Genomic DNA, 24142 nt, shown 5'->3' with positions numbered 1-24142 from the left:
CCGCACCTAATGCACCGGCCCTTCCGGCATCGGGTAGTTTCCGGTGATTTCCCAGCCGAAGGACGCAATGCGTTCGGCGGCGACGGGGGTCAGGTCGCCGGTGATGAGGAAATCGACGCCGGTGGGCGGAAACGGCAACCCGGCGAGGCCCTCGTGGATCGACGAGAAGGTCTGCGCGACCGTCTGGGTCCAGGCGACCATGTCGAGCGGCAGCACAACGGCGGCGAGGCCGTCCTTGCGGATGGCGACCGGAATACCGTTCACCTGCCTGATCTGGCCAAGGCCGGAAATCACCCGGTTATAGGTTTCCAGAAGCACGACCCGGCGGAGCTGGAAATAGGCGATGTCCCGGCTTTCCGCGTCTGCCGCCTTGGCCGCGATCAGATCGAGATCCTGGACGGTCGGCATGGCCTGCAGCTGATAGGCGATGATCGCTCTTTCGGTTGCGGTGTAAAACGGGTTGGCCGCGATGCGCGAGATGATGTCTTCGGAAACACCTGCGGCCCGGAAGGTTGCCGCCGTGCGTTCCGCCAGTTCCGCCGGCGTGCTGTCGACGATCAGGTTTCTGAAATTGTCGGCCTGGCGTGCGGCAGAGACAATCATGCCGCCCGGCAAGAGTGCCGTAATCGCGGTGACCGTCCAGCTGCCGGCGGTCGTGACGCTTGCCGTTTCGTTCAGCTTGTCCGACAGCGGCTTGTAGAACGTATAGGGGTCGACGCCGAGCTGAACCGCAAGTTCGCGTTCCGCCTGTGCCTGTCCCGTGATAGCCTTTGCGATGTCGGCAGGAGACCCGCCTTTCCCCGATACGGCGTCGCCGACACCCTTGGTCAGCCTGCCGAACATCCGGCCAACACCGGAGACAGTGCTCTTGGCGGTCCCGACCGGATCGGTGACGGTGCTTTCCACGAAATCGACGGGTTTCTTGGCCGCTTCCTTCAGGCCGTCGAGAAAACTGGCGTCGTTCTTCAGGCCTTCCAGCGCAATCAGGACCTTGATCTCCCCGAGCCGGAGTTTCAGGAGGCCATCGCCCTCGATCTGCTCGACACCCAGATCCGTCTGCAACTGGTAGATCCGCAGGAACCCGTCACTGCGCACCGGTGACAGGACCGCGTAGCCCGGACCGTTTTCCTTGCCCTTGAGGACGACGGAGGGATCCTGTTCGGGCGGCGTTTCATATTGTTCCGAGAGAGAAAGCGCCGGTGCCAGCGAAAGCGTCACGCTGAGCAGCAGAGCGGTGGCGGCCGTTGAGAGCCTGAAAAACGTTTGCATCGAACCGGTCTCCGTCACAGGTCCGGCGATGCGTCAGTCCGGGGCTGTCCCGTTCCGCGCCAAAGCTTCGCCGGCCAGGTAAAGCGAACCGCAAATCAGGATCCTGGGCGGCTCGCCGTCCTTTTCGGCACAAGCTGCCACATCTGCCAGCGCCGCGTCCAGTGACTGGAACGGCGTTGCCTCCAATCCGGCGCACCGGGCAAGGTCCGCCAACTCTTCCGGTGTCCTGGCCGTGGTGGTCGAAACGATCGGAACCGTGCCGACATGGCGCACCAGGCCGTGGAAGGGACGGAAAAACCCGACGGGGTCCTTGGTCGTCAGCATCCCGGAGACGACATAGAGCGGGCGCGGAGACCTCTCCTCAAGCTCGCCCATGAACTCGGCCACGGAAACCCCGGCACCCGGGTTGTGACCGCCATCGACCCAGACTTCGGCCCCGCCGGGGCACATCTCAAGCAAATGCCCGTGCGTGATCGGCTGGAGACGGCCCGGCCAGTTGACCGATTTGAGGCCCTGTTCGATCGTCGGCTCGTCGGGCAGCATCCCGGCTGCCTTCAGGGTGGCGATCGCGACCCCGGCATTGGCAAGCTGATGGCTTCCGCCCAGAACGGGCAGCGGCAGGTCGATCAGGCCGTCATCATCCTGAAAGGCCATCCGGCCCTGATCGGGATGCGCGGTAAAATCCTGTCCCAGGATCTTGAGAGGTGCCCGGTTGCGCGCCGCCTGGCGGACGATCGCCGGAAACGCCTCTTCGGGCTGGGACGCGGACACAACCGGAACCCCCGGCTTGATGATCCCGGCCTTTTCGACGGCAATGTCGGCCAGATCATCACCGAGAAATTTCTCGTGATCCATCGAAACCGGCGTGATCACGGTTGCCGCCGGATGGTCGATCACGTTGGTCGCATCGAGCCGGCCGCCGAGACCGACTTCCAACAGAAGAATGTCGGCCGGATTTTCGGCAAAGATCAGGAAGGCCGCAGCCGTGGTGATTTCGAAGAACGTGATTGCGCCGCCCGCATTGGCATCCTCGCAGCGCTGCAGGGCGTCGTAGAGAACGGGATCGGACACGAAGCCGCCATCCGTCCCGACACGGATCCGTTCATTGAACGCCACCAGGTGCGGCGACGTGTAGACATGGCAGCGCTTTCCCGAGGCTTCCAGGATCGCGCGCATGGTCGCGGTGACGGAGCCCTTGCCGTTTGTCCCGGCGATATGAATCACCGGCGGCAGTTTTCGCTCCGGATTGCCGAGGGCATCGAGCAGGCGGTGCATCCGGCCGAGAGACAGGTCAATCTCCTTGGGATGCAGGGCCAGCAGTCTGTCCAGGATTTTCGTAACTTGATCCAAGGCGCCCTCCGAAGGGTCCTCTGTCCCGTGTTTCGCTCTCAAACGGCTTTAGGAGATTGCCGGCAGCTTGACAAGCGGACCTGGCGAATTTGTCCTTTTGTGCCGCTTCCGCGACATTTTTGGGAAAGTTTCGCTGAAATGCGGCGGTGCTACGAGCTCTTCTGCTCGGTGTCGCCGCCGTCGGTTTCATCGCTCGCCGCCTCTACCGGTGGGGTCTCGGCCGCAGCTTCCTCGACCGTCTCCTCAACGGCAGGTTCCTCGATCTTCGGCAGCTCCACCTCGCGTTTCAGCAAGATGCCGCAGATGCGGGAGATCGTTTCCTTCATCTCCTGGCGCGGCACGACCATGTCGATCATGCCGTGGTCGAGCAGATACTCGGCCGTCTGGAAGTCTTCCGGAAGTTTCTCGCGGACGGTCTGTTCGATCACACGCCGGCCGGCAAAGCCGATCTGGGCTCCCGGTTCGGCAATGTGAACGTCGCCGAGCATGGCGTAGGAGGCCGAAACGCCGCCGGTGGTCGGGTTCGTCAGCACGACGATATAGGGAAGCCCGGCTTCCCGCAGCATCTGGACGCCGACGGTCGTGCGCGGCATCTGCATCAGCGACAGGATGCCCTCCTGCATACGGGCGCCGCCGGAGGCCGCGAACATGACGAACGGGGTCTTGTCTTCAACCGCCTTCATCATTCCGGCCAGTATGGCTTCACCTGCCGCCATGCCGAGGGAGCCGGCGATGAAATCAAAATTCTGGACGGCAATGGTCATGTCCATGCCGTTGACCTTGCCCTGCGCGACCAGAATTGCCTCGTCTTCGCCGGATTTCGACCGCGCTTCCTTCAGGCGATCCGTATAGCGCTTGGAGTCGCGGAACTTGTGCGGATCGGCCTGAACATCCGGCGTGTCGACATCCGTATAGGTTCCGTCGTCAAAAAACGCCTCGACGCGCTTGCGGGCCGGCATGCGCATGTGATGACCGGAATTCGGCACGACCCAGAGATTGGCTTCCAGGTCCCGATGAAACACCATTTCACCGGTCTCGGGATCCTTGATCCAGAGATTTTCCGGGACTTCGCGCTTTTTCCAGAGGTCGCGAATCTTGGGGCGTACGATAGAGTTGATCCAGTTCACGTCAGGCGCGTCCGTTTCCTCGAGTAATGACCAGATCAACGGATGTGCCATCGGGAGCGACTGAACATCCAGGAGTTGACCGTTTCCAACTTGATCGAGCGTCGCTGCATGTTCCTTCAAACGCACGATGCTCCAGGCGAAGATATGGGGTTCGCCGCAATTCCTTCAATCGGACCGCCCGATCAGGCCGAGCGCGCCCGCGCGCAGCCGGACGCCAGGTCGGCGACAACGTCTGCGACAGCCTTGACAGTGCTGTCGGTCGCCTTTCCCGCCTCGTCCAGGCTGTCGCGAATGGCATTCACCAGAACCGAGCCGACAACCACACCATCCGCATCCTTGCCGATCACGGCTGCCTGGTCGGCGGTTTTCACGCCGAATCCGACCGCGACCGGCAGATCCGTGTGCTTCTTGATCCGGTTGACAGCCGCCGTCACCCGGCCGGTGTCGGCAATGTTGGCGCCGGTGATACCCGTCACCGAGACGTAATAGACGAAACCGGATGTGTTTGCCAGAACGGCGGGAAGGCGCTTGTCGTCGGTCGTGGGGGTTGCCAGGCGGATGAAGTTGAGCCCGGCATCAAGCGCCGGCAGGCAGAATTCGTCGTCGGCCTCGGCCGGAAGATCAACGATGATGAATCCGTCGACACCGGCTTCCTTGGCGACATGAACGAATTGCTTCGGATCGCGCACATAAATGGGATTGTAGTAACCCATCAGGATGATGGGCGTATCGTCGTCCTGCTCTCGGAATTTGCGCACCATGTCCAGTGTCTTGTCCATGGTTTGCCCGGCGGCAAGCGCCCGCTGGTTGCCGAGCTGGATCGGAATACCTTCGGCCATCGGATCGGAAAAGGGCATGCCGAGCTCGATGATGTCGGCGCCGGCTTCGGGGAGCGCGTTCAGGACCGCCTGCGAAGTCGCCAGGTCCGGGTCGCCTGCGGTGATGAAGGTCACCAGTGCCGGCCGGCCTGCTTCCGCACAAGCCTTGTAGCGGCGATCGATACGCGTTTCCGTCATGCAGCTAAACCCCTGCCGCAGGTCACGCGGCTTTGTTTCTCAATTTGAACTGAGTGCGATGTAGGGGAGCAGACAAGCGGATGTCAATGAAGATCGTCGCTATGGGGCAAGATGCCCGTCAGACCTGGAACAAAACGGCAAAGGCCTGGCCGGATGGCCAGGCGCATCGGTTCAACGCTTGAAGTGCTTGTTGAAGGCGTAGCTGGAGATTTCGGTGCGGTCCAGGCCAAGCTGCGCGAGTTCGCTGGTGTTCATCCGGTTCAGGCGTTCAAACTCGGTCGCGGCGCGATGAGCAGAGCGGATGTCACGGACAAAACCTGTCAGAAGATCGAATTTCATTTCGTGTTCCCTTCGTTCTGGTCGGACGGTGTCGTTCTCCCGTCCCTGTCCGCCAATCAACATAGGCTTTGCTGCAGCGCACACAACAGACAAGATTGCATTGCAGCACTGCCACTTTCGAATGGCTGAACAGCCAAATGGCGCCGACACCTGAGCAATTTGCATAGCTGGCTTATCGGCTCTGCAGAAAATACCGGTTCAAATGTGCACAAAGTGCACTTATTGTCCGTGCCAGAGGAAACAACACAAGGAGCCGAAAATGGCCCATTCCCTGTTCGAGCCGGCCCCACCGCCCCTGCACGAGAAAATCTGGCGGCGTGTCAGAGATCTCAATTTCAGCGCTCCTTCGCGCGATCCCCGGTCGACGGAAACCGTGAAAGGAACCGACCCGGCATTGCTCCGGCAGGCAGCGCGCCTGGATGCGCGCGGCCGGCTGGAGCTTCTGGAAAACGTCCTGATTTCAAAGCCGATCGGAAAATAAAACGGCCGCGCACCGTTGGGTACGCGGCCTGTTTATACCAACTATCTATGAAGGTTGGTATTAGTCCGGCAATCCGGTTACATCTCAAAACCCAGCATCTGCCCGACGGCAAAGACGTCCTTGTCGCCGCGGCCACACAGGTTCATGACAAGGATCTGGTCCTTGTCCATCTGCGGCGCGAGCTTGACGACCTGGGCCAGGGCATGCGCGGGTTCCAGGGCCGGGATGATGCCTTCGACGCGCGTCAGCATCTGGAAGGCATCCAGAGCCTCGGTGTCCATGATCGGCACGTATTCCACGCGGCCGATTTCCTTGAGCCAGGAATGCTCCGGACCGATACCCGGATAGTCGAGACCGGCTGAGATCGAGTGGCCTTCGAAAATCTGGCCGTCGTCGTCCTGGAGAAGATAGGTCCGGTTGCCGTGCAGCACGCCGGGCTTGCCGGCGGTCAGGGACGCGCAGTGCTCCTCGCCGACGAGGCCGCGTCCGCCCGCTTCCACGCCGTAGATCCTGACGTCCTTGTCGTCGAGGAACGGATGAAACAGGCCGATTGCGTTGGACCCGCCGCCAACGGCCGCCACGAGCGCGTCCGGAAGACGGCCCTCGGCCTCGAGCATCTGCTCGCGCAGCTCCTTGCCGATCACCGACTGGAAGTCACGCACCATCTCCGGATAGGGATGGGGACCGGCAGCGGTTCCGATCAGGTAGTAGGTATCCTCGACGTTCGTCACCCAGTCACGCAGGGCTTCGTTCATGGCGTCCTTGAGCGTGCCGGCGCCCGCCGTCACCGGGACGATCTCCGCGCCGAGAAGCTTCATGCGGAAGACGTTCGGCTTCTGGCGCTCGACATCGGTTGCGCCCATGTAGACAACACAGGGCAGGCCGAAGCGCGCGCAGACGGTTGCGGTTGCAACGCCATGCTGGCCCGCACCTGTCTCGGCGATGATACGCGTCTTGCCCATGCGCTTGGCCAGCAGGATCTGGCCGAGACAGTTGTTGATCTTGTGCGACCCGGTGTGGTTCAGCTCGTCGCGCTTGAAATAGATCTTCGCGCCGCCAAGCTCCCGGGTCAGGCGCTCGGCGAAATAGAGCGGCGAGGGCCGGCCGGTATAATGCTTGTTGAGCGTCTCGATCTCCGCATGGAACTCGGGATCGTTCTTGGCGTCCTTGTAGTGCTGTTCCAGATCGAGGATCAGCGGCATCAGGGTTTCAGCGACATAGCGACCGCCGAAAATGCCGAAATGTCCCCGATCGTCCGGACCTGTCCGGATGCTGTTCGCCATATCGTTCACGCGTTTACTCCTTCACCCGGGCGAGGCCGGAAATCATGCGCTTCTGGCCGCCGCCATGAAAGCGCGAATTAATTCGCTGTCCTTGACGCCCTTCTCCCGCTCGACGCCGGAAGAGACATCAACGGCCGACACGCCGCTTTGCCGAATTGCATCGGCGACATTGGCCGGGTCCAATCCCCCTGACAGAAGGAAAGGTTTGTTCAGGTCCAGATCCTTCAAAAGGGTCCAGTCATAGGATACACCGTTTCCGCCGGGCAACTCGGACCCCTTGGGCGGCTTGGCATCGAACAGGATCCAGTCCGCTACAATAGAGTAGTAATGCGCGCGTTCCAGATCTTCGCGGTCGGCAACGGACAGGGCCTTCATGACCTTCGTGCCCTGCATGACCTTGGCTGCTGCCAGGGCTTCCGGCGCTTCCGAGCCATGAAACTGGAAGATATCCGGATTGACCAGCTCCCGGATCCGCGACAATCCGTCCGGGTCCATGTCGACGGTCACCGCGACAATCTGGGATTTACCGCGCGCCATGTCGGCAAGCTTGCACGCCTTGCTGAGCGACACGTGGCGCGGGCTCTTGGGAAAGAACATCAGACCGACCATGTCGGCGCCTGCGTCCAGCGCCGCTTCCATGGTTTCCTCGGTCGAAAGGCCGCAGATTTTGACTTTCACATCGGACATGGGATCGAGGTATCGCCGCTGCAGAACCGTTTGTCAAAAGGGGATTTTGCGCTTATTGCGTCGCCCTGGCTTCAAAAATGGCCAAGGCAATCCGAATGACCCGGTTTCCGGCTTCGTTTCCGCGTTTCAGAGCATGCAGGCAGATTGAATGCTTCACTACCGTCACTCTTGGGCAGACCAGCAGAAAACGATCGTCTTTCTTCATGCGGCCGGTTTCGACGGCCGTATCTGGAAACAGGCCGCGGAACAGCTCACCGATTTCCATTGCGTCTGCCCCGACCTGCCCGGTCATGGCCAGTCCAAGACCGTGCCGGTCACGGATTTCGACGCTGCGAGCGATGCTGTCGCGGAGCTGATCGACCGTGTCGGCAAGGGCCCGGTGTGCCTTGCCGGCCTTTCCATGGGATCCTATATCGGCTTCCGGCTGCTGGCCCGGTACCCGCATCTTGTCGAAAGCGCCGTCTTCAGCGGTTTTCAGCATGTGCCGATCGAGGTTTCCGGGATCATGCGCGCGTTGATGACTGCCTCGTCCTTCATGATGAATTCCCGCAAGAACCGGGAAAAGATGGCCCGGTCTATCGGCGTCAACGACCCGAGCCTTGTCAGCCAGAGGGGCGGCCGCCCCAATGCCTCGTCAAAGACCATGCGGAAGATCAGCTCGCTGGCGCTGGATTTCGATGTCGCCGCCGACCTTCAAAGCATCGAAACGCCTACGCTCGTCCTTGCCGGTGAGACCGAACATCCGTCCATCCTGTCGGCCTTGCCGGCCTTTCAGTCCGGAATGCCGCATTGCACCGCCCGCATCATCCCCGGGCTGGGCCATGGCTGGATCGCGACCGAACCGGACCTCTTCGCGCAAACCCTGCGCGCCTGGTTTCTGCAGGAGCCCTTGCCGGAAGGTCTCAACGCTGTGGCCGATGCTTGACGTTTGGATCGATCGCGCCGGCCGGTCCTTTTTCCTGGTCATCCCTGCCAAGGCAGGGACCTTGTAACCCTTTGTTTCGCCTTCTTTATCTTTCTCCAGCTGTCCGGATTACCGGTTCCGGATCTTGCCGCTGTTGCGGCAAACCGGGCCAACACCCCGGCTCTCCGATCCCGGATCTCCTTTCAGTCGTCCGGGATGACTCCGGTGAGGTTAGACTCAATTTCGTCATCCCGGACGCAGCGCAGCGAAGATCCGGGATCGGGGAGCCAGTGCTGTTCGAGAAAAGTAACCGCGCGCGGCGCATAAGAGCGATTGCGGTCTTGTCAAAAATACGTCCGTTCCCGTGAATTGGTCCTCACTGGTTCAACGTGAGATAGAGATCGCGCCAATCGGGATTCAGCTTTTCGATCAGCTCGAATTTCCAGCGCCGCCGCCATCGCTTGATTTGTTTTTCTCTTGTTATGGCAGCAGCAATTTCGATGTGGCTCTCGTACCAGACCAGTGTTTTCGTACCGTATTTCTCTGAGAACCCTTCGATAAGACCCTCGCGATGCTCGTAAACTCTTCGAGCCAAATCCGTTGTGACACCGGTGTACAGCGTTTCATAGGGCCGCGACGCGAGGATATAGACCCAGGCTGTCACTTCAGTGATCCGTTGCCTTTCTTCTGTGGCTCTCCGATCCCGGATCTCCTTTCAGTCGTCCGGGATGACTAGGGTAAGGTTAGACAAATTTCGTCATCCCGGACGCAGCGGAGCGAAGATCCGGGATCGGGGAGCCACGAAAGCCTGAAAAGTGCAAACCCTCACGACACGTTGTAGGCGGCGATGGCGGCCATGTTGACGATGTCGCTGTCCTTGGCGCCGATGGGAAGGATCTGGATGGACTTGTCGAAGCCGGTCAGGAGCGGGCCGATGACGGTGGCGCCGCCGAGTTCCTGCAGCATCTTGGTGGAGATCGACGCGGAGTGGAAGGCGGGCATGACCAGGACGTTGGCGGGGCCGGAGAGCCGGCAGAACGGATAGGCCGCCATCCGGTCCATGTTCAGGGCAACGTCCGCGGCCATGTCGCCGTCATATTCGAAGTCCACCCGGCGGCGATCGAGGATCTTGACCGCCTCGATGACTTTCTCGGAGCGCTCGCCGCGCGGATGGCCAAATGTGGAATAAGCCAGCATCGCAACCCGCGGCTCATAGCCGAGCTTGCGCGCGACATGGGCGGCCTCCTCGGCAATATCGGCCAGTTCTTCCGAATTGGGCATGTCGATCACGGCGGTGTCGGCAATCACGACGTTGCGGCCGCGCACGAGGGCAAGGGAGACGCCGATCACCCTGTGACCGGGCTTCGGGTCGATGGTTGCTTTCACCGTGTCCAGCGCCACGGAATAATTCCGGGTCAGACCGGTGACCATGGCATCCGCGTCTCCGCGGGCAACCATGATCGCGCCCCAGTAGTTCCGGTCGTTGTTGACCATGCGCTGGCAGTCACGCAGCAGGTAGCCGCGCCGCTGCAGGCGGCCATAAAGGTATTGCGCATAGTCGGCATTGCGGTCGGACAGGCGCGCGTTTTGAATGGAAATGCCGGGACGGTCGATATCGACACCCGCCTGGTGCGCCATGTTGGTGATCTCGTCTTCCCGGCCGATCAGGATCGCCTCGCCAAGGCCCTGCGCGACAAACGCCGCCGCCGCGCGGATCACCGGCTCTTCCTCGCCTTCTGCAAAGACCACACGTTTCGGCTGCTGGCGTACCTTGCTGAAAATCCGCTGCAGCGTGCCGGCAATCGGGTCACGCCGGGCGGACAGCTGGAGCTTGTAGGCTTCCATGTCGACGATCGGACGCTTGGCAACGCCCGAATCCATCGCCGCCTGCGCAACGGCGGGCGGGATGGCGCTGATCAGCCGCGGATCGAACGGCACGGGAATGATGTATTCGGGGCCGAATTTCGGCCGGTTGCCCCGATAGGCGGCCGCGACCTCGTCGGGCACTTCCTCGCGGGCGAGCTGTGCAAGCGCCTGAGCACAGGCAACCTTCATGTCGTCGTTGATCGTGGTCGCGTGGACGTCGAGCGCGCCGCGGAAAATATAGGGAAAGCCGAGTACGTTGTTGACCTGGTTCGGATAATCCGACCGGCCTGTCGCGACAATGGCGTCGTCGCGGACAGCGGCGGCCTCTTCCGGCGTGATCTCCGGGTCGGGGTTCGCCATGGCAAAGATGATCGGGTTCGGTGCCATGACACGCAGCATGTCCGGCGTCAGGGCACCCTTGACCGAAACCCCGAAGAAGACGTCCGCCCCCTTCATCGCATCATAGAGCGAGCGGTCGGAGGTTTCGATGGCATGCGCGGACTTCCACTGGTTCATGCCTTCGGTTCGGCCCTTGTAGATCACGCCCTTGGTGTCGCAGAGCGTGATGTTGTCGTGCGGGATGCCCATCGCCTTGACGAGTTCGATGCAGGCGATGCCCGCGGCACCGGCACCGTTGCAGACGACCTTGGTCGTTTTCATGTCGCGGCCGGTCAGGTGCAGGGCGTTGAAGAGCCCGGCGGCGGCGATGATCGCCGTGCCATGCTGGTCGTCATGGAACACGGGGATGTCCATCAGTTCGCGCAGGCGCTGCTCGATGATGAAACAGTCTGGCGCCTTGATGTCCTCCAGGTTGATCCCGCCGAAGGAGGGGCCGAGATAACGGACGGAATTGATGAATTCCTCCACGTCCTGGGTTTCGACTTCCAGATCGATGGAATCGACGTCGGCAAACCGCTTGAACAGGACCGACTTGCCCTCCATGACCGGTTTGGAGGCAAGTGCACCGAGATTGCCGAGACCGAGGATGGCGGAGCCATTGGAAATCACGGCGACGAGGTTTCCCTTCGTCGTGTAGTCATAGGCCCGGCTCGGATCTTCCGCGATCGCCAGTACCGGCACCGCCACGCCCGGCGAATAGGCGAGCGACAGGTCGCGCTGCGTCGCCATCGGTTTGGTCGGTGTGACTTCCAGTTTTCCGGGGCGGCCCTCCTGGTGAAACTGCAGTGCTTCCTGGTCGGTAAAACTGATGCTTGTTTTCGGCGAAGACTTATCGGTGGACATGGCGCGGGCGTTTCCTCTTCGTCGCACTTCTTGATGAGGCGGGGACCTGACCTTATCCCCTGGAAAATGAAGCCTCAAGCCAAGATGGCATACCCCTTTTGTGGAATGACGGCCAAGGTTTGCTACGTATTTCACATGAGTGAACAGAGCGCGCAGAAAATCGCCCCGGCAGACCAGAAGGTCACGCCGATGATGGCCCAGTTTTTGGAAATCAAGTCCGCCAATCCGGACAGCCTGCTGTTCTACCGGATGGGCGATTTCTACGAACTCTTCTTCGACGACGCGGAAGTTGCCTCGCAGGCCCTCGGCATCACGCTCACCAAGCGCGGCAAGCATCAGGGTGCCGACATCCCGATGTGCGGCGTGCCGGTTCATGCCGCCGACGACTACCTGCAGAAGCTCATCGCCAAGGGACACAGGGTTTCCGTCTGCGAACAGACAGAGGATCCGGCCGAGGCGAAGAAACGCGGCTCGAAATCCGTGGTGCGCCGGGATGTGGTGCGCCTGGTCACGCCAGGGACACTCACCGAGGAACGCCTGCTGGACGCGGGCACAAGCAATTATCTGATGGCGCTGACCCGTCTGAAAGGCGGGTCCCTGGGCAATGACGCCGTTTTCGGTCTCGCGTGGATCGACATGTCGACCGGGTCGTTCCAGGTTTCGGAGACGGACCAGCAGCGCCTTGCCGCCGACCTGGCGCAGGTGTCGCCGCGCGAACTGATCCTTGCCGATACGCTCTTGCAGGAGAGCGACCTTCGCCTTGTCGCGGAACAATCGGGAAGCGCCCTCTCACCGGTCCCGCGCGCCTTCTTTGACAGCTCGACGGCCAGCGACAGGCTGGGTCAGTATTTCGGCGTGAAGACCCTCGACGGCTACGGAACCTTCAGCCGGGCGGAACTTTCGGCCGCCGCCGGCATCCTGTCCTATATCGAACGCACGCAGCTTGGCGAACGCCCGCCGCTCGACCCGCCCGTGCGCGAGGCAGGGGCGGGCCGCATGCTGATCGACCCGGCGACACGGGCCAATCTGGAGCTCGCGCGCACGCTGTCCGGAGAGAAGCAGGGGTCGCTGCTCGCCACCATCGACAGAACGGTCACCGGAGGCGGCTCGCGTTTGCTGGCCAGCCGCCTTGCCGGGCCGCTGGTCAATGTCGGCGCCATAACGGAGCGGCACGATTCGGTTGCCTACTTCCTCACCAACGAGATCATGCGGGAAGGCCTGCGCCAGACGCTGAAAGGAGCGCCGGACATGGCCCGGGCTCTTTCCAGGATCGCGCTCAATCGCGGCGGGCCTCGCGATATCCTGAGCGTTGCACAGGGCCTCGCCGCCGCCCGCGCGGTTCTCGATCAGACCCGGATCGGGGACATTCCCGAAGAAATCACCGAGGCCCGGCAAAGCCTTGAGCACGCGCCGCACGCTCTCGGCGATCAGCTCGTTTCAGCGATCAGGGAAGAGCCGCCGCTCCTGAAACGGGACGGCGGGTTCATCGCCACGGGTTACAGTTCCGATCTTGATGAGTTGCGCGCGCTGCGCGACGAAAGCCGCAAGGTCATCGCCAAGCTGCAGGCAGACTATTCCGAGGAACTCGGCCTACGCTCCCTGAAGATCAAGCACAACAACGTGCTCGGCTGGTTCATCGAAGCCCCGACCGCGCAGACGGAAAAACTGACCGCCGATCCGACGCGCTTCATTCACCGGCAGACCATGGCCGGCGCGATGCGCTTCACCACCACCGAGCTGGCGGACCTGGAATCGAAGATTGCCAGCGCGGGCGAGCGGGCGCTTGCCATCGAGCTGGAGATCTTCGAGCAGCTGGCGCAGGCGATCATCGCTGCAGGCGGCGCAATCAAGGCCGCTGCGCAGGGTCTCAGCGTGCTGGACGTTTCCGCTGCGCTGGCAAAGCTCGCCCAGGACGAAAACTATGCCAGGCCCGTTGTCGATGACAGCCGCGCCTTCGACATCAGGGACGGCCGCCACCCGGTCGTGGAACGCGCGCTCCGGTCATCGGGCGGTGACAGCTTTGTCGCCAACGACGCCAATCTCGGTCCCGATGCGCCGGAGGAAACCGGCCATATCTGGCTGATTACCGGTCCGAACATGGCCGGTAAATCGACCTTCCTGCGCCAGAACGCCCTGATCGCGGTCCTCGCCCAGATGGGATCCTTCGTTCCGGCAAGCGAGGCTCATATCGGCATTGTCGACCGGCTGTTTTCGCGTGTGGGTGCGGCAGACGATCTCGCGCGGGGCCGGTCTACCTTCATGGTCGAGATGGTGGAAACGGCCGCCATCCTCAATCAGGCAGGCGACCGGTCGCTGGTGATCCTCGATGAGATCGGGCGTGGAACCGCCACCTTCGACGGCCTGTCGATCGCCTGGGCAACGATCGAGCACCTGCACGAGGTCAACAGGTCCCGGGCGCTGTTCGCAACCCACTATCACGAACTGACCGCGCTCTCGGCCAAGCTTGACCGGCTGTCAAATGCGACCGTCTCCGTCAAGGAATGGAACGGCGAGGTCATCTTCCTGCACGAAATCGTTCCCGGCGCTGCCGACCGTTCGTATGGCATCCAGGTCGCGAAACTTGCCGGATTGCCGGCAAAGGTCGTCGAACGGTCAAAACAGGTGCTGGGCCAGCTGGAAGAGCTGGACCGGCGGTCACCGGCGGAGAGCCTGATCGATGAGTTGCCGCTCTTTGCCAGCGTCGCGGCAGTGCCGCCCAGCGCCGTGAGCCCGGCAAACGAACCCGATCCGGTCGTGACGGCGCTGGAAGACATCGATCCGGACGACATGACCCCGAGAGAAGCGCTCGAGGCGCTCTACAGGCTGAAGACACTGCAAACGTGCAACAAGGAGTGACTGCTCTTTTTGCGTGACCCGGCCCGCAAGTCCGACTAGGCTACCCGTACCTGCCTGACCCCTCCATGTGCGGCGATTCCGACAATGTATTCCTTAACGCAACTCCCCCGACAGGTGTTGCTTATCATGCTCTTGCAGTTCATCAAGAGCCTTGGTGCATCCGCGCTCATCCCCCTGATGAGCTTTTTCATCGTTGAAGGTCTCGGGTCCAGTCCATGGCAGGTGGGGTTCTACACGGGTCTGGTGATGCCGCTGACCCTGGTCGCCAACCGATGGGCGGGAGAGCGGCTCGATCACGGCTTTCCGGTCAAACGCCTGCTTCTGATTTCGATCGCGGCCTTCATCGTGGCGACGTCGCTGCTGACCCAGGTTTCCGGTCTGATGATGCTGGTTCTTCTGGTCGCGCCCCTGATGAGCCTCGCCAATATGGGGTCGGGCACGATTTTCACCTACGCGCGCCTCCACGCAGAACAGAACGGACTGGACGTCGCGCGGATCAATTCCTGGCTCCGGATGATGGTGTCTCTTGCCTGGATGATCGGGCCGGCGGCGTCCTTTACCCTGGTTTCCCTGTTCGGCTTCGGGCCCACGTTCCTGAGCGCCTGTGCTGTCGGTGTCTGTTTCCTGGTTCTTGCGTGGACCACGGTGCCCGCCGGCTTCAGATCCGAACGCAGGAAAAAAGACGATGCCGGCAAGGACCCGATCAATTGGGGCTTGCTGATTGCGGGACTGACCTGCTTCGGCTTCATCATCACGAACACGCTGTTTGTCTCCGCAATGCCGCTGTTTTTCGTGAAGGAGATCGGCCTTCCAGGGTCGACGCCCGGGCTGTCCCTGTCCGTCAAGTGCGTGGTCGAGGTGTTCATGATCTTCTGGTCCGTCCGGCTGGCCGAACGCATCGGTATCCGGCAGGTTCTGATGATCGCGGCCATATTGGCGCCAACCAGCATGATCCTGTTCGCACAGGTCAGCGCATTCTGGCATGTGATGGCCGCATCGGTGGTCGAGGGCGCGTATTACGGGCTTTTTGCAGGTGTTTCGATCAGCTACGTGCAGAGCTTTGCGCCCGACCGGCCCGGACGCGCGACCGCCGTTTACATGAACAGCCTGTTCCTGGGCGGCATGATCGGCAGCATCTCGATGGGCATCATCGCCAGTGCAACGGATTTCAAGACCGTGCTCTACGTTGCCGCCGGATCCTCGGTGGTGGCTCTGCTGATCTTGATGGCAACGTTCCGGATGAGACCCGCACCTGCTCAGGACGTCGCCTGAACGCCCCCGGCTTTCGCGACCGAAAGAGCGTTGGCCATGGCGCCGGCAAAGGTCGTCCTGTCGTCCGGGTTGAGGAAGTTGCCCAGATCAACGCTCTCGCCGCGGCTCGTCAGCGTGATCTTGACGACGCCCTCGTCCTCAATCCGGTCGATCGAGAGGCGTACCCAGAAGGGGTTGAAGCGGAACTCCTGATAGCGTTTGCCCGGTCCAACCTTTCGGATGATCAGTTCGTTGCGGGAGACAATCACTTCCTCATGGGTGCGTGCGGACTTGTAGTTCATTCGGAACGCGAACCAGAGCAGCGCGATGTCGAGGCCGAAAAACCCGAAGACCGGCCAGGCGCCAATGCTCCAGAACAAGATGCCGGCGACAAAGCTGACCGCGCCGAAACACAGCATCAGGATCATGAACCCGTTCGGCCCCAGCGACCGGTAGGGCGTCAGCACAGCCGTGAAAAAAGGCCGGTCCAGATCATCAGTCCGGTCATAATTCTCGGAATTCGGATTGTTCTCGCTCATGAGGTCTGATTATAGAGGGTTCATGACCCAAGCAAAGAGCCCCGCCGCCCGCAAATCCCAAAAACGGCCTGCCAAGCCGAAACAGGCCAAAAAGACGGCCCCTTCGGTGGACAACCCCGGCAAGGTGCTCAAGCGCTCGCGCTACAACAAGGCCGAGGCCTATGCGATCTTTCAAAGGTTCCACGCGGACAACCCCGAACCGGAGGGTGAACTCGACTACGTCAACGCCTTTACGCTGCTGGTCGCCGTGGTCCTGTCGGCACAGGCAACCGATGTCGGCGTGAACCGGGCGACAAAGACCCTTTTCCAGATCGCCGACACGCCGGAGAAAATGCTCGCACTCGGCGAAGACAGGGTCCGGGAGGAAATCAAGACGATCGGCCTCTACAAGAACAAGGCAAAAAACGTCGTCCTCCTTTCCGAGCAGCTGATCCGCGATCACGGCGGCACCGTGCCCGAAGACAGGGAGGCGCTTGAAAAATTGCCGGGCGTCGGCCGGAAAACCGCCAACGTGGTGCTCAACATCTATTTCGGCCATCCGACGATTGCCGTCGATACGCATCTCTTCCGTCTCGGCAACAGGATCGGCATTGCACCGGGCAAGACGCCACTCGATGTCGAAAAGGCCATGGAAAGGGCGGTCCCGAAGGAGTATTCGCTCCATGCGCATCACTGGCTGATCCTTCACGGCCGCTACATCTGCAAGGCGCGCAAACCCGAATGCAGGCGCTGTGTCATCTATGACCTGTGCAGAAGCCCCGAAAAAGAACCGTTCGATGCAGTTCCGGAGATTGCCGTTCGCACGAAGGCGCTGATCGAAAGGGGTGATGTCGCTTGAGTTTGTCCAGCGGACCCGTTCCGGAATGCAGCCGGCTGACTTTCCGGCTGCCAAAAGCGGAGGACGCGTCCTTCTACAACACGCTCATGAACGAACCGGATTATCACCGCTTCATCGCAGATCGCGGTATCCGGTCGGACGCGGACGCTGCAGCCTTCATTGAGACAAAGACCCTGGCGCATTTTACAGAGCACAAGGTCGGTCTCTGGCTTGTCGAACTGAGAGAAACCGGTACCCCGATCGGTGCATGCGGCCTGGTGGTCCGCGACGATCTCGACGCCCCGGATCTCGGTTATGCGTTCCTGAAGGATGCCCGCGGCAAAGGCTATGCAAGGGAAGCGGCCGGAGCCGTGCTGGACTTCGTCAGGGAAAAGACGGATCTGCCGATGATCTGCGCGATCACGCATACGGAAAACGAGCGGTCGGCCAGCTTGCTGGCGAAGCTCGGATTTGCCGCAAAAGGTCAGCGCTACCTCGCGGCCTACGACGACACATCGGATTATTTCGAGTATGAATTCGACCGGGGCCGTGACTAAGTTGACCGTGCGATGGGACCAGGGTCAGGACCCTAGCGCTTTTCGCGTACCCTGACGACCACGTCGACGCGCACGATCTCCATGCCTTCCGGGGCTTCCGGGATCGCATCGATCCCGACGCCTTCGCCCGGTATGTCGATCACCCGGTTCTCGCCTTCGATGAAGAAGTGGTGGTGATCGGACACGTTCGTGTCGAAATAGGTCTTGTTGCCGTCGATGGCGACTTCGCGAAGCAGGCCGGCTTCAGTGAACTGGTGCAGCGTGTTGTAAACCGTTGCAAGGGAAACGGGCACGTCCGCGGCAACCGCTTCTTCGTGAAGAAGCTCCGCCGAGATGTGGCGGTCACCCTTGGAATACAGCAACTCAGCCAGGGAAACGCGCTGACGAGTCGGCCGCAAACCTGCCGTTCGCAGTATGTTGGTCACATCCTTGCCGGTCGATTGCGTTGCCGCGTGCGTCGTCATTCCAGATTGTTCCAAATCTAAGTCCTTGTTTCAACTTGCCATTTACGGAACGGATCAAGTTTGCCAAGGGTCTGCTGCACAAATTGTTCGCCTATATCTGCCATTTCTTGTGCCTGAAATGCAAGTTTTAACCGCACGGCTCCATGAAACGCGCCGGTTATATTTAATCTCTACTTTTGCTCAAAACTTGCCAAATGGCCTCAGAATCCCTGTAATTTCACTCAACTGACATCTTTCGAACATGGTTCCCCTGTGTTAGGAAGGCGCCGCAAACAGAACCAAAAACAAACCCGTTCCGACCAGGGATAGTGGGTAGGAAGCAAGAAAACGGATCCTGAATGACCGAGCGCCGCTCCAGCTACGACTACGAAGATCTGCTCGCCTGCGGCCGCGGCGAGCTTTTCGGCCCGGGCAACGCCCAATTGCCGCTCCCGCCGATGCTGATGTTCGACCGTATCACGGACATCTCCGAAACAGGGGGTGAATTCGACAAGGGCTACGCGCGCGCCGAATTCGACATCAAGCCCGACCTCTGGTTTTTCCCGTGCCACTTCCAGGGAAATCCGGTCATGCCGGGGTGTCTCGGACTGGACGCCCTGTGGCAGCTGACAGGTTTCGTGCTCGGCTGGCTCGGGCTGGAAGGAAAGGGCATGGCGCTATCCACCGGCGAGATCAAGTTCAAGGGCATGGTCACTCCGGACGTCAAGCTGGTCGAATACGGTGTCGACTTCAAACGCATCATGAAGGGCCGCCTGGTTCTCGGCATTGCCGACGGTTGGCTGAAGGCCGACGGCGAACAGATCTACAAGGCAACGGATCTGCGCGTCGGCCTGGCAAAAACCTGAGGCCAGATCCAAAGACAGCATCAGACCGGCGGTCCTTTGTCTTGGGCGCGCCGGTTTGTGCATTATGTAAGGCGAAAGAGCCAAACAGCGGACCGAGGCTCGCGCCCCGGAAACATTAGGAGACCGCAATGAGACGCGTTGTCGTCACCGGTATCGGAATCGTATCGTCCATCGGATCGAATGCCCAGGAAGTGCTGGCCAGCCTTCGGGAAGGCAAGTCCGGAATTCAATTTGCCCCGGACTACGCGGAACACGGCTTCCGCAGCCAGGTTCACGGCATGCCGGATGTCGATATCCCGTCGCTGATCGACAAGCGGCAATTGCGCTTCATGGGCGACGGCGCGGCCTATAACTACATCTCGATGCAGCAGGCAATCGCCGACAGCGGGCTGGAAGAGAGCGATGTTTCCAACACGCGCACCGGCCTGATCATGGGCTCCGGCGGCCCGTCCACCAAGAACCTGTTTCAGGCGCACCAGATCGTTCTGGAAAAAGGCGCGCCGAAGCGCATGGGCCCGTTCATGGTCACGCGCGGGATGAGTTCGACAAACTCGGCCTGCCTGGCAACGCCCTTCAAGATCAAGGGCATCAACTATTCGATCACATCCGCCTGCTCGACCTCAGCCCACTGCATCGGCGCGGCGACCGAGCAGATCCAGTTCGGCAAGCAGGACGTGATGTTCGCAGGCGGCGGTGAAGAACTCGACTGGACGCTGTCCTGCCTTTTCGACGCCATGGGTGCCATGTCCTCCAAATACAACGACACGCCCCAGACGGCCTCCCGGGCCTATGATTCCACGCGCGACGGCTTCGTCATCGCCGGCGGCGGCGGTGTTGTCGTTCTTGAAGAACTGGAGCGCGCCAAGGCACGCGGCGCGAAGATCTATGCGGAAGTCACTGGTTATGCGGCCAACTCCGACGGCTATGACATGGTGGCACCGTCCGGCGAGGGCGGCGAACGCTGCATGCGTCTTGCCATTGAAACCCTCGGTGAGCGCAAGGTCGATTACATCAACACGCACGGCACATCGACACCAGTCGGTGATATCGGCGAGATCGAAGCGATCCGGCGCGTCTTCGGCGACGATCAGCCGCCGGCTTCGTCGACAAAGTCGCTGACCGGCCACAGCCTCGGTGCGACGGGCGTCCAGGAAGCGATCTACTGCCTCTTGATGCTCCAGAACGATTTCATGACGGCCTCGGCCAACATCACGGAGCTCGACCCGGCCCTGAGCAAGGACGAAATCGTGACGGAACGCGTCGACAATGCCGGTCTGGACACCGTCCTTTCCAACAGCTTCGGTTTCGGCGGCACAAACGCCTCCCTCGCGCTGTCACGCTACCACGGCTGAGGAGGCCCACATGTCTGATCTGATGAAGGGCAAACGCGGCCTGATCATGGGCGTTGCCAACGACCATTCCATCGCGTGGGGCATTGCCAAGACCCTGTCCGAGCACGGCGCCGAGCTTGCCTTCACCTACCAGGGCGAGGCGTTCGGCCGCCGCACCAAACCGCTGGCCGAATCCGTCGGCAGCGACATCCTGCTGCCGTGTGACGTGGAAGACATCGATTCCGTCGATGCCGTTTTCAGTGCCCTAAAGGAACGCTGGGGCAGCATCGACTTCCTGGTTCACGCCATTGCCTTTTCCGACAAGTCGGAACTGCGCGGCAAATATGCCGACACGACCCGCGAAAACTTCTCCCGGACGATGCTGATTTCCTGCTTTTCGTTCACGGAGATTGCCAAGCGCGCCGCGGACATCATGCCGGATGGCGGCTCGATCATCACCCTGACCTATGGCGGGTCCACCAAGGTCATGCCGAACTACAACGTCATGGGTGTCGCCAAGGCCGCGCTCGAATCTTCCGTCAGGTATCTTGCTGTCGACTACGGCGAACAGAATATCCGCGTGAATGCCATTTCCGCGGGACCCGTCCGGACGCTGGCCGGATCGGGTGTTTCCGACGCGCGCCTCATGTTCAATTTCCAGAAACGGAATTCGCCGCTTTGCCGCACCGTTTCGCTCGACGAAATCGGCGGGACCGGGCTTTACCTGCTGTCAGATCTTTCCGGTGGCGTCACGGGCGAGGTCCACTTCGTCGACAGCGGCTACAACATCATGTCGATGCCGCGCCTCGACGAACTGAAGGCACAGGAAAACCAGGCGGATTAGGGTTCGACACCCCTATCAACGGTTCAAAGGCGGCCCATGGCCGCCTTTTTCTGTTTTTGCAGCCCGTTTCTTGCGTGGCCACCATCCTTCGAGACAGCGCGTTGCGCTTCCTCAGGATGAGGCTGCGTGCCTGACAAGGCTGAGATGGACATTTCTCTTCAGGGCAATCAACCGACCGCCACCCCACTGTGGTCATCCCCGACTTGATCGGGGATCCAATGGCTTTCGATTGATGCAGCAGCCGGCTTGAGTGTTCTCGTCAAACGCACCGGAAAATTCATAGTCGCTCTGGAAGTGAGTAGATCCCCGATCAAGTCGGGGATGACAGAGGCGGGGGCCTGTGCAAGTTGTCGGATAGACGTACCTCGCCAAGCACGCAGCCTCATCCTGAGGCAGGCCAAAGGCCTGTCTCGAAGGATGGGCCAGTGCGCTCCAGCGCGGCTCAGTCTTCCAGAATTTCGTCCGGATAGACGCCGAAGAGGCGGGTCTGATCGAGCCAGCCTTCGTATTCGGTGCCGTTGACGCGGCACCAGCCGCCGGCGCATTCGGTCACCGATGTCAGCACGAACGGCTCGAGTTCGGCGACGATATCGGCGTCGGATTTGGAGCGCGCGCGCAGCGGGGTCCGGTTGGTCTTTTCCCAGGGCGTGACGAGCGCGGTGCGGCGGCCGGACAGAAGGGAGTGGAACACCCAGCCGACCTTGCCTTCCCAATCGCGGATACGGCGCCAGTTTTCGAACTCCTGAATGATTTCGACCGGCAAGCCTGACTGAACGAAGGTCCAGGCCACGGCGTGTTCGCGCGACGGGCCGACCCGGACATTGACCCGATCGGATTTCAGGCTGACAAAGCGCGGCACCGGCAATCCGGAGGCCCCTGTTGACGTGCCTTGCGACCACGCGGGCGCAAGGGACCAGCTGACCGCGAAGAGGATCGCTATCACACTCAGGATTTGGCGGCGGCCTGGAAACGAACGGGTCATATTATCCAGTTGTCCAACTTGTTCTTGATCTTTGAGTTGCGTCAAATCTGTAACGAAAAAACTGCGTAAAAACCACCTTGCCGTTTCAGGCACGTGGGCAATGCGCCGCGAATGAAACCGATCTCTTGTTTCTGCCGAACCATCTGGTAAGGAGAAGGGTGCGATTTCGTGCGCTCGTGCAACGCGCAGCATCAAGGTGAATCCATTGGGGTTAACAAACTCCCAATGAATCGCGAAAGGCAGTTGGTATGGCGAAAAAGAAGCCTGTCGTTGTTGTGACCCGGAAGCTTCCGGACGTGGTTGAAACCCGGATGCGTGAGCTGTTCGAGACACGCCTCAATGAAAATGACAGGCCCTTCAGCCAGGCCGAACTGGTCGAGGCTGTCAGATCTGCGGATGTGCTGGTCCCGACCGTGACCGACCGCATCGATTCGTCGGTCCTGTCACAGGCAGGCGAAAACCTGAAACTCATCGCCAACTTCGGCAATGGCGTCGACAATATCGACGTGGTGACCGCCAACAACCGCGGCATCAACGTCACCAACACGCCGGGTGTTCTCACGGAAGACACGGCCGACATGACCATGGCCCTGATGCTGTCCGTGCCGCGACGTCTTGCCACAGGAATAAGCGCCCTGGAAGCGGGCGACTGGGCAGGCTGGTCGCCGACCTGGATGCTCGGCCACCGGATCTGGGGCAAGCGGCTCGGCATCATCGGCATGGGCCGCATCGGCCAGGCCGTCGCGCGCCGCGCCAAGGCGTTCGGCATGTCCATCCACTATCACAACCGCCGCAAGGTCGCCGACGACATCGAAGAAGAGCTGGAGGCGACCTACTGGGAAAGCCTCGACCAGATGCTGGCGCGCATGGATGTTGTCTCCATTCACTGTCCGCACACACCGGCAACGTTCCATCTCCTGTCCGCCCGCCGGCTGAAGCTCCTGAAAAAGGACGCCTATGTGGTCAACACCGCACGTGGCGAGGTAATCGACGAAAATGCGCTGATCCGCATGCTTGAAGCTGGCGACCTGGCCGGCGCGGGCCTCGACGTTTTCGAGCACGAACCGGCCGTCAATCCGAAACTCGTCAAGCTGGAAAATGTCGTGCTGCTGCCGCATATGGGATCGGCCACGATCGAAGGCCGCATCGAAATGGGCGAGAAGGTCATCATCAACATCAAGACCTTCATGGACGGGCACCGTCCGCCGGACCGCGTCCTGCCGTCGATGCTCTAGTCGGCCAGATCAAGCCGCCGGCTCCTGAGCACCCGGCCCATTAAAACGGAAATGCGCTTCGGCTAAGGCACCTACTCGCTGCGGTATTTGCCCCAGAGAGCGCTCTCACCCATGCCTTCGACAAAGGCCTTGTGCGCGGCAAACTCTTCGTCCGTCAGTCCGGACGCGAGCGGTGCAGGCCTTTTCCTGGCATTGAATGTGCCGAGCTCACCCGAAATCACGGCCGCTCCTGAAGAGGTTGAAACTTCTTCTTCGTGGAGCAATCCAAGTGCCGTCTGTCGACCCCCGATCAGCTCGAGATAGACTTCCGCGAGGATTTCCGCATCGAGCAACGCTCCGTGCTTCACGCGCCTGGAGTTGTCGATGCCGTAGCGCGAGCAAAGAGCGTCGAGCGAATTCGGGCCCGTCGGGTGCTTGCGGCGTGCGATTTCCAGTGTGTCCAGTACCTGGGTGTTCGGAATGATCCGCCGTCCGGCGCGCTCAAGCTCCGTGTTGATGAAGCCCATATCGAAGGCTGCATTGTGGATGACGAGCGTCGCGTCGCCGACGAACGCCAGGAACTCGTCGGCGACCGCTGCAAAAAGCGGTTTATCGGACAGAAACTCCTCGGAAAGCCCGTGAACGCGAAAGGCCTCCTCGGGCATGTCCCGCTCCGGGTTGATATAGACGTGATAGGAATTTCCGGTCGGAATGTGATTGATCAGCTCGACACCGCCGATTTCCACCAGGCGGTCGCCACCGCGCGGGTTGAGGCCGGTCGTTTCCGTATCAAAGGATATTTCACGCATGGTTCGCCTTTCACTGCCATGCCCAGTGTGCCGCGTCCGCCGGACGACGCAAGCGGGCCGGCCGGTTTT

Annotated in this window: 23 protein-coding genes; 10 read left to right on the top strand and 13 right to left on the bottom strand. The window is 61.0% G+C overall.

The genetic code is table 11. The annotated features are described in order from the left end of the window. Positions 1-6: 6 nt before the first annotated feature. From ACO07N_RS07740 to ACO07N_RS07720, 5 genes are all read right to left on the bottom strand, one after another. Positions 7-1269, bottom strand: coding sequence for a hypothetical protein (locus tag ACO07N_RS07740; protein ID WP_421980464.1), 1263 nt, complete (start codon positions 1267-1269; stop codon positions 7-9). 33 nt (positions 1270-1302) lie between these two features. Beyond that, positions 1303-2619, bottom strand: coding sequence for a bifunctional folylpolyglutamate synthase/dihydrofolate synthase (locus ACO07N_RS07735; protein ID WP_421980463.1), 1317 nt, complete (start codon positions 2617-2619; stop codon positions 1303-1305). Between the two features lie 149 nt (positions 2620-2768). Next, complete coding sequence (gene accD / locus ACO07N_RS07730; protein ID WP_421984398.1) at positions 2769-3746, bottom strand: acetyl-CoA carboxylase, carboxyltransferase subunit beta; 978 nt, start codon at positions 3744-3746, stop codon at positions 2769-2771. A 182-nt stretch (positions 3747-3928) separates the two neighbouring features. Beyond that, positions 3929-4762: a tryptophan synthase subunit alpha gene (trpA, locus tag ACO07N_RS07725; protein WP_421980462.1), complete on the bottom strand. Its 834-nt coding sequence runs from the start codon at positions 4760-4762 to the stop codon at positions 3929-3931. A 171-nt stretch (positions 4763-4933) separates the two neighbouring features. Further along, positions 4934-5101: a hypothetical protein gene (locus tag ACO07N_RS07720; RefSeq protein ID WP_306142371.1), complete on the bottom strand. Its 168-nt coding sequence runs from the start codon at positions 5099-5101 to the stop codon at positions 4934-4936. A gap of 259 nt (positions 5102-5360) precedes the next feature. Between ACO07N_RS07720 and ACO07N_RS07715 the strand changes: the two genes are divergently transcribed. Next, entirely contained in the window at positions 5361-5582 is a 222-nt protein-coding gene (locus ACO07N_RS07715; RefSeq protein ID WP_421980461.1) for a hypothetical protein, read from the top strand. A 77-nt stretch (positions 5583-5659) separates the two neighbouring features. Here the strand turns inward: ACO07N_RS07715 and trpB are convergent, their stop codons facing one another. Together trpB and ACO07N_RS07705 are read right to left on the bottom strand one after the other, a co-directional pair. After that, positions 5660-6865 carry a tryptophan synthase subunit beta gene (gene trpB / locus ACO07N_RS07710; protein ID WP_421984397.1) on the bottom strand — a complete coding sequence of 402 codons (1206 nt, stop codon included), beginning with the start codon at positions 6863-6865 and terminating at the stop codon, positions 5660-5662. A gap of 42 nt (positions 6866-6907) precedes the next feature. Continuing rightward, positions 6908-7552 carry a phosphoribosylanthranilate isomerase gene (locus ACO07N_RS07705; protein ID WP_421980460.1) on the bottom strand — a complete coding sequence of 215 codons (645 nt, stop codon included), beginning with the start codon at positions 7550-7552 and terminating at the stop codon, positions 6908-6910. Between the two features lie 148 nt (positions 7553-7700). Here ACO07N_RS07705 and ACO07N_RS07700 point away from each other — a divergent pair, with 148 nt between their 5' ends. Beyond that, positions 7701-8477, top strand: coding sequence for an alpha/beta fold hydrolase (locus ACO07N_RS07700; protein ID WP_421980459.1), 777 nt, complete (start codon positions 7701-7703; stop codon positions 8475-8477). Positions 8478-8832: 355 nt separating this feature from the next. Here the strand turns inward: ACO07N_RS07700 and ACO07N_RS07695 are convergent, their stop codons facing one another. Together ACO07N_RS07695 and ACO07N_RS07690 are read right to left on the bottom strand one after the other, a co-directional pair. Beyond that, positions 8833-9120, bottom strand: a complete 288-nt coding sequence (locus tag ACO07N_RS07695; RefSeq protein WP_421980458.1) for a GIY-YIG nuclease family protein — start codon at positions 9118-9120, stop codon at positions 8833-8835. A gap of 161 nt (positions 9121-9281) precedes the next feature. Beyond that, on the bottom strand, positions 9282-11564 hold the full coding sequence (locus ACO07N_RS07690; protein WP_421980457.1) for an NADP-dependent malic enzyme: 2283 nt from the start codon (positions 11562-11564) through the stop codon (positions 9282-9284). Positions 11565-11699: 135 nt separating this feature from the next. On the opposite strand from ACO07N_RS07690, the gene mutS reads away from it, so the two are divergent. After that, a complete protein-coding gene (mutS, locus tag ACO07N_RS07685; RefSeq protein ID WP_421980456.1) occupies positions 11700-14420 on the top strand; it encodes a DNA mismatch repair protein MutS in 2721 nt (906 codons plus the stop codon). 126 nt (positions 14421-14546) lie between these two features. Next, positions 14547-15692: an MFS transporter gene (locus ACO07N_RS07680; protein WP_421980455.1), complete on the top strand. Its 1146-nt coding sequence runs from the start codon at positions 14547-14549 to the stop codon at positions 15690-15692. On the opposite strand, the gene ACO07N_RS07675 is transcribed toward ACO07N_RS07680, so the two are convergent. Then, complete coding sequence (locus ACO07N_RS07675; protein WP_421980454.1) at positions 15677-16210, bottom strand: DUF2244 domain-containing protein; 534 nt, start codon at positions 16208-16210, stop codon at positions 15677-15679. The two genes, ACO07N_RS07680 and ACO07N_RS07675, sit on opposite strands and share 16 nt — an antisense overlap. A gap of 22 nt (positions 16211-16232) precedes the next feature. On the opposite strand from ACO07N_RS07675, the gene nth reads away from it, so the two are divergent. Next, complete coding sequence (nth, locus tag ACO07N_RS07670) at positions 16233-17048, top strand: endonuclease III (protein WP_421980453.1); 816 nt, start codon at positions 16233-16235, stop codon at positions 17046-17048. Next, complete coding sequence (locus ACO07N_RS07665) at positions 17045-17584, top strand: GNAT family N-acetyltransferase (protein ID WP_421980452.1); 540 nt, start codon at positions 17045-17047, stop codon at positions 17582-17584. Before nth ends, ACO07N_RS07665 begins: the two co-directional genes overlap by 4 nt. 32 nt (positions 17585-17616) lie before the next feature. Here ACO07N_RS07665 and irrA read toward each other — a convergent pair whose 3' ends face one another. Next, positions 17617-18048, bottom strand: coding sequence for an iron response transcriptional regulator IrrA (irrA, locus tag ACO07N_RS07660; RefSeq protein WP_421980451.1), 432 nt, complete (start codon positions 18046-18048; stop codon positions 17617-17619). Positions 18049-18386: 338 nt separating this feature from the next. Between irrA and fabA the strand changes: the two genes are divergently transcribed. The 3 genes from fabA (at position 18387) to fabI (ending at position 21068) form a co-directional block, all read left to right on the top strand. Further along, positions 18387-18893: a 3-hydroxyacyl-[acyl-carrier-protein] dehydratase FabA gene (gene fabA, locus ACO07N_RS07655; protein ID WP_421980450.1), complete on the top strand. Its 507-nt coding sequence runs from the start codon at positions 18387-18389 to the stop codon at positions 18891-18893. A gap of 128 nt (positions 18894-19021) precedes the next feature. Next, positions 19022-20245, top strand: coding sequence for a beta-ketoacyl-ACP synthase I (gene fabB, locus ACO07N_RS07650; RefSeq protein ID WP_421980449.1), 1224 nt, complete (start codon positions 19022-19024; stop codon positions 20243-20245). A gap of 10 nt (positions 20246-20255) precedes the next feature. After that, positions 20256-21068 carry an enoyl-ACP reductase FabI gene (gene fabI, locus ACO07N_RS07645; protein WP_421980448.1) on the top strand — a complete coding sequence of 271 codons (813 nt, stop codon included), beginning with the start codon at positions 20256-20258 and terminating at the stop codon, positions 21066-21068. 442 nt (positions 21069-21510) lie between these two features. On the opposite strand, the gene ACO07N_RS07640 is transcribed toward fabI, so the two are convergent. After that, entirely contained in the window at positions 21511-22050 is a 540-nt protein-coding gene (locus ACO07N_RS07640) for an SH3 domain-containing protein (protein WP_421984396.1), read from the bottom strand. A 248-nt stretch (positions 22051-22298) separates the two neighbouring features. On the opposite strand from ACO07N_RS07640, the gene ACO07N_RS07635 reads away from it, so the two are divergent. Continuing rightward, the gene (locus ACO07N_RS07635; RefSeq protein ID WP_421980447.1) at positions 22299-23285 is read left to right on the top strand and encodes a 2-hydroxyacid dehydrogenase; all 987 of its coding nucleotides are present in this window, start codon (positions 22299-22301) and stop codon (positions 23283-23285) included. Between the two features lie 71 nt (positions 23286-23356). Here the strand turns inward: ACO07N_RS07635 and dnaQ are convergent, their stop codons facing one another. Next, positions 23357-24073 carry a DNA polymerase III subunit epsilon gene (gene dnaQ / locus ACO07N_RS07630; protein WP_421980446.1) on the bottom strand — a complete coding sequence of 239 codons (717 nt, stop codon included), beginning with the start codon at positions 24071-24073 and terminating at the stop codon, positions 23357-23359. Between the last annotated feature and the right edge of the window lie 69 nt (positions 24074-24142).

Origin of the sequence: Roseibium sp. (assembly GCF_965229775.1) — a bacterium.
Classification (GTDB): domain Bacteria; phylum Pseudomonadota; class Alphaproteobacteria; order Rhizobiales; family Stappiaceae; genus Roseibium.
Note: the sequence above shows the minus strand (reverse complement) of the source record. Positions and strands in the feature narration are given on the sequence as shown.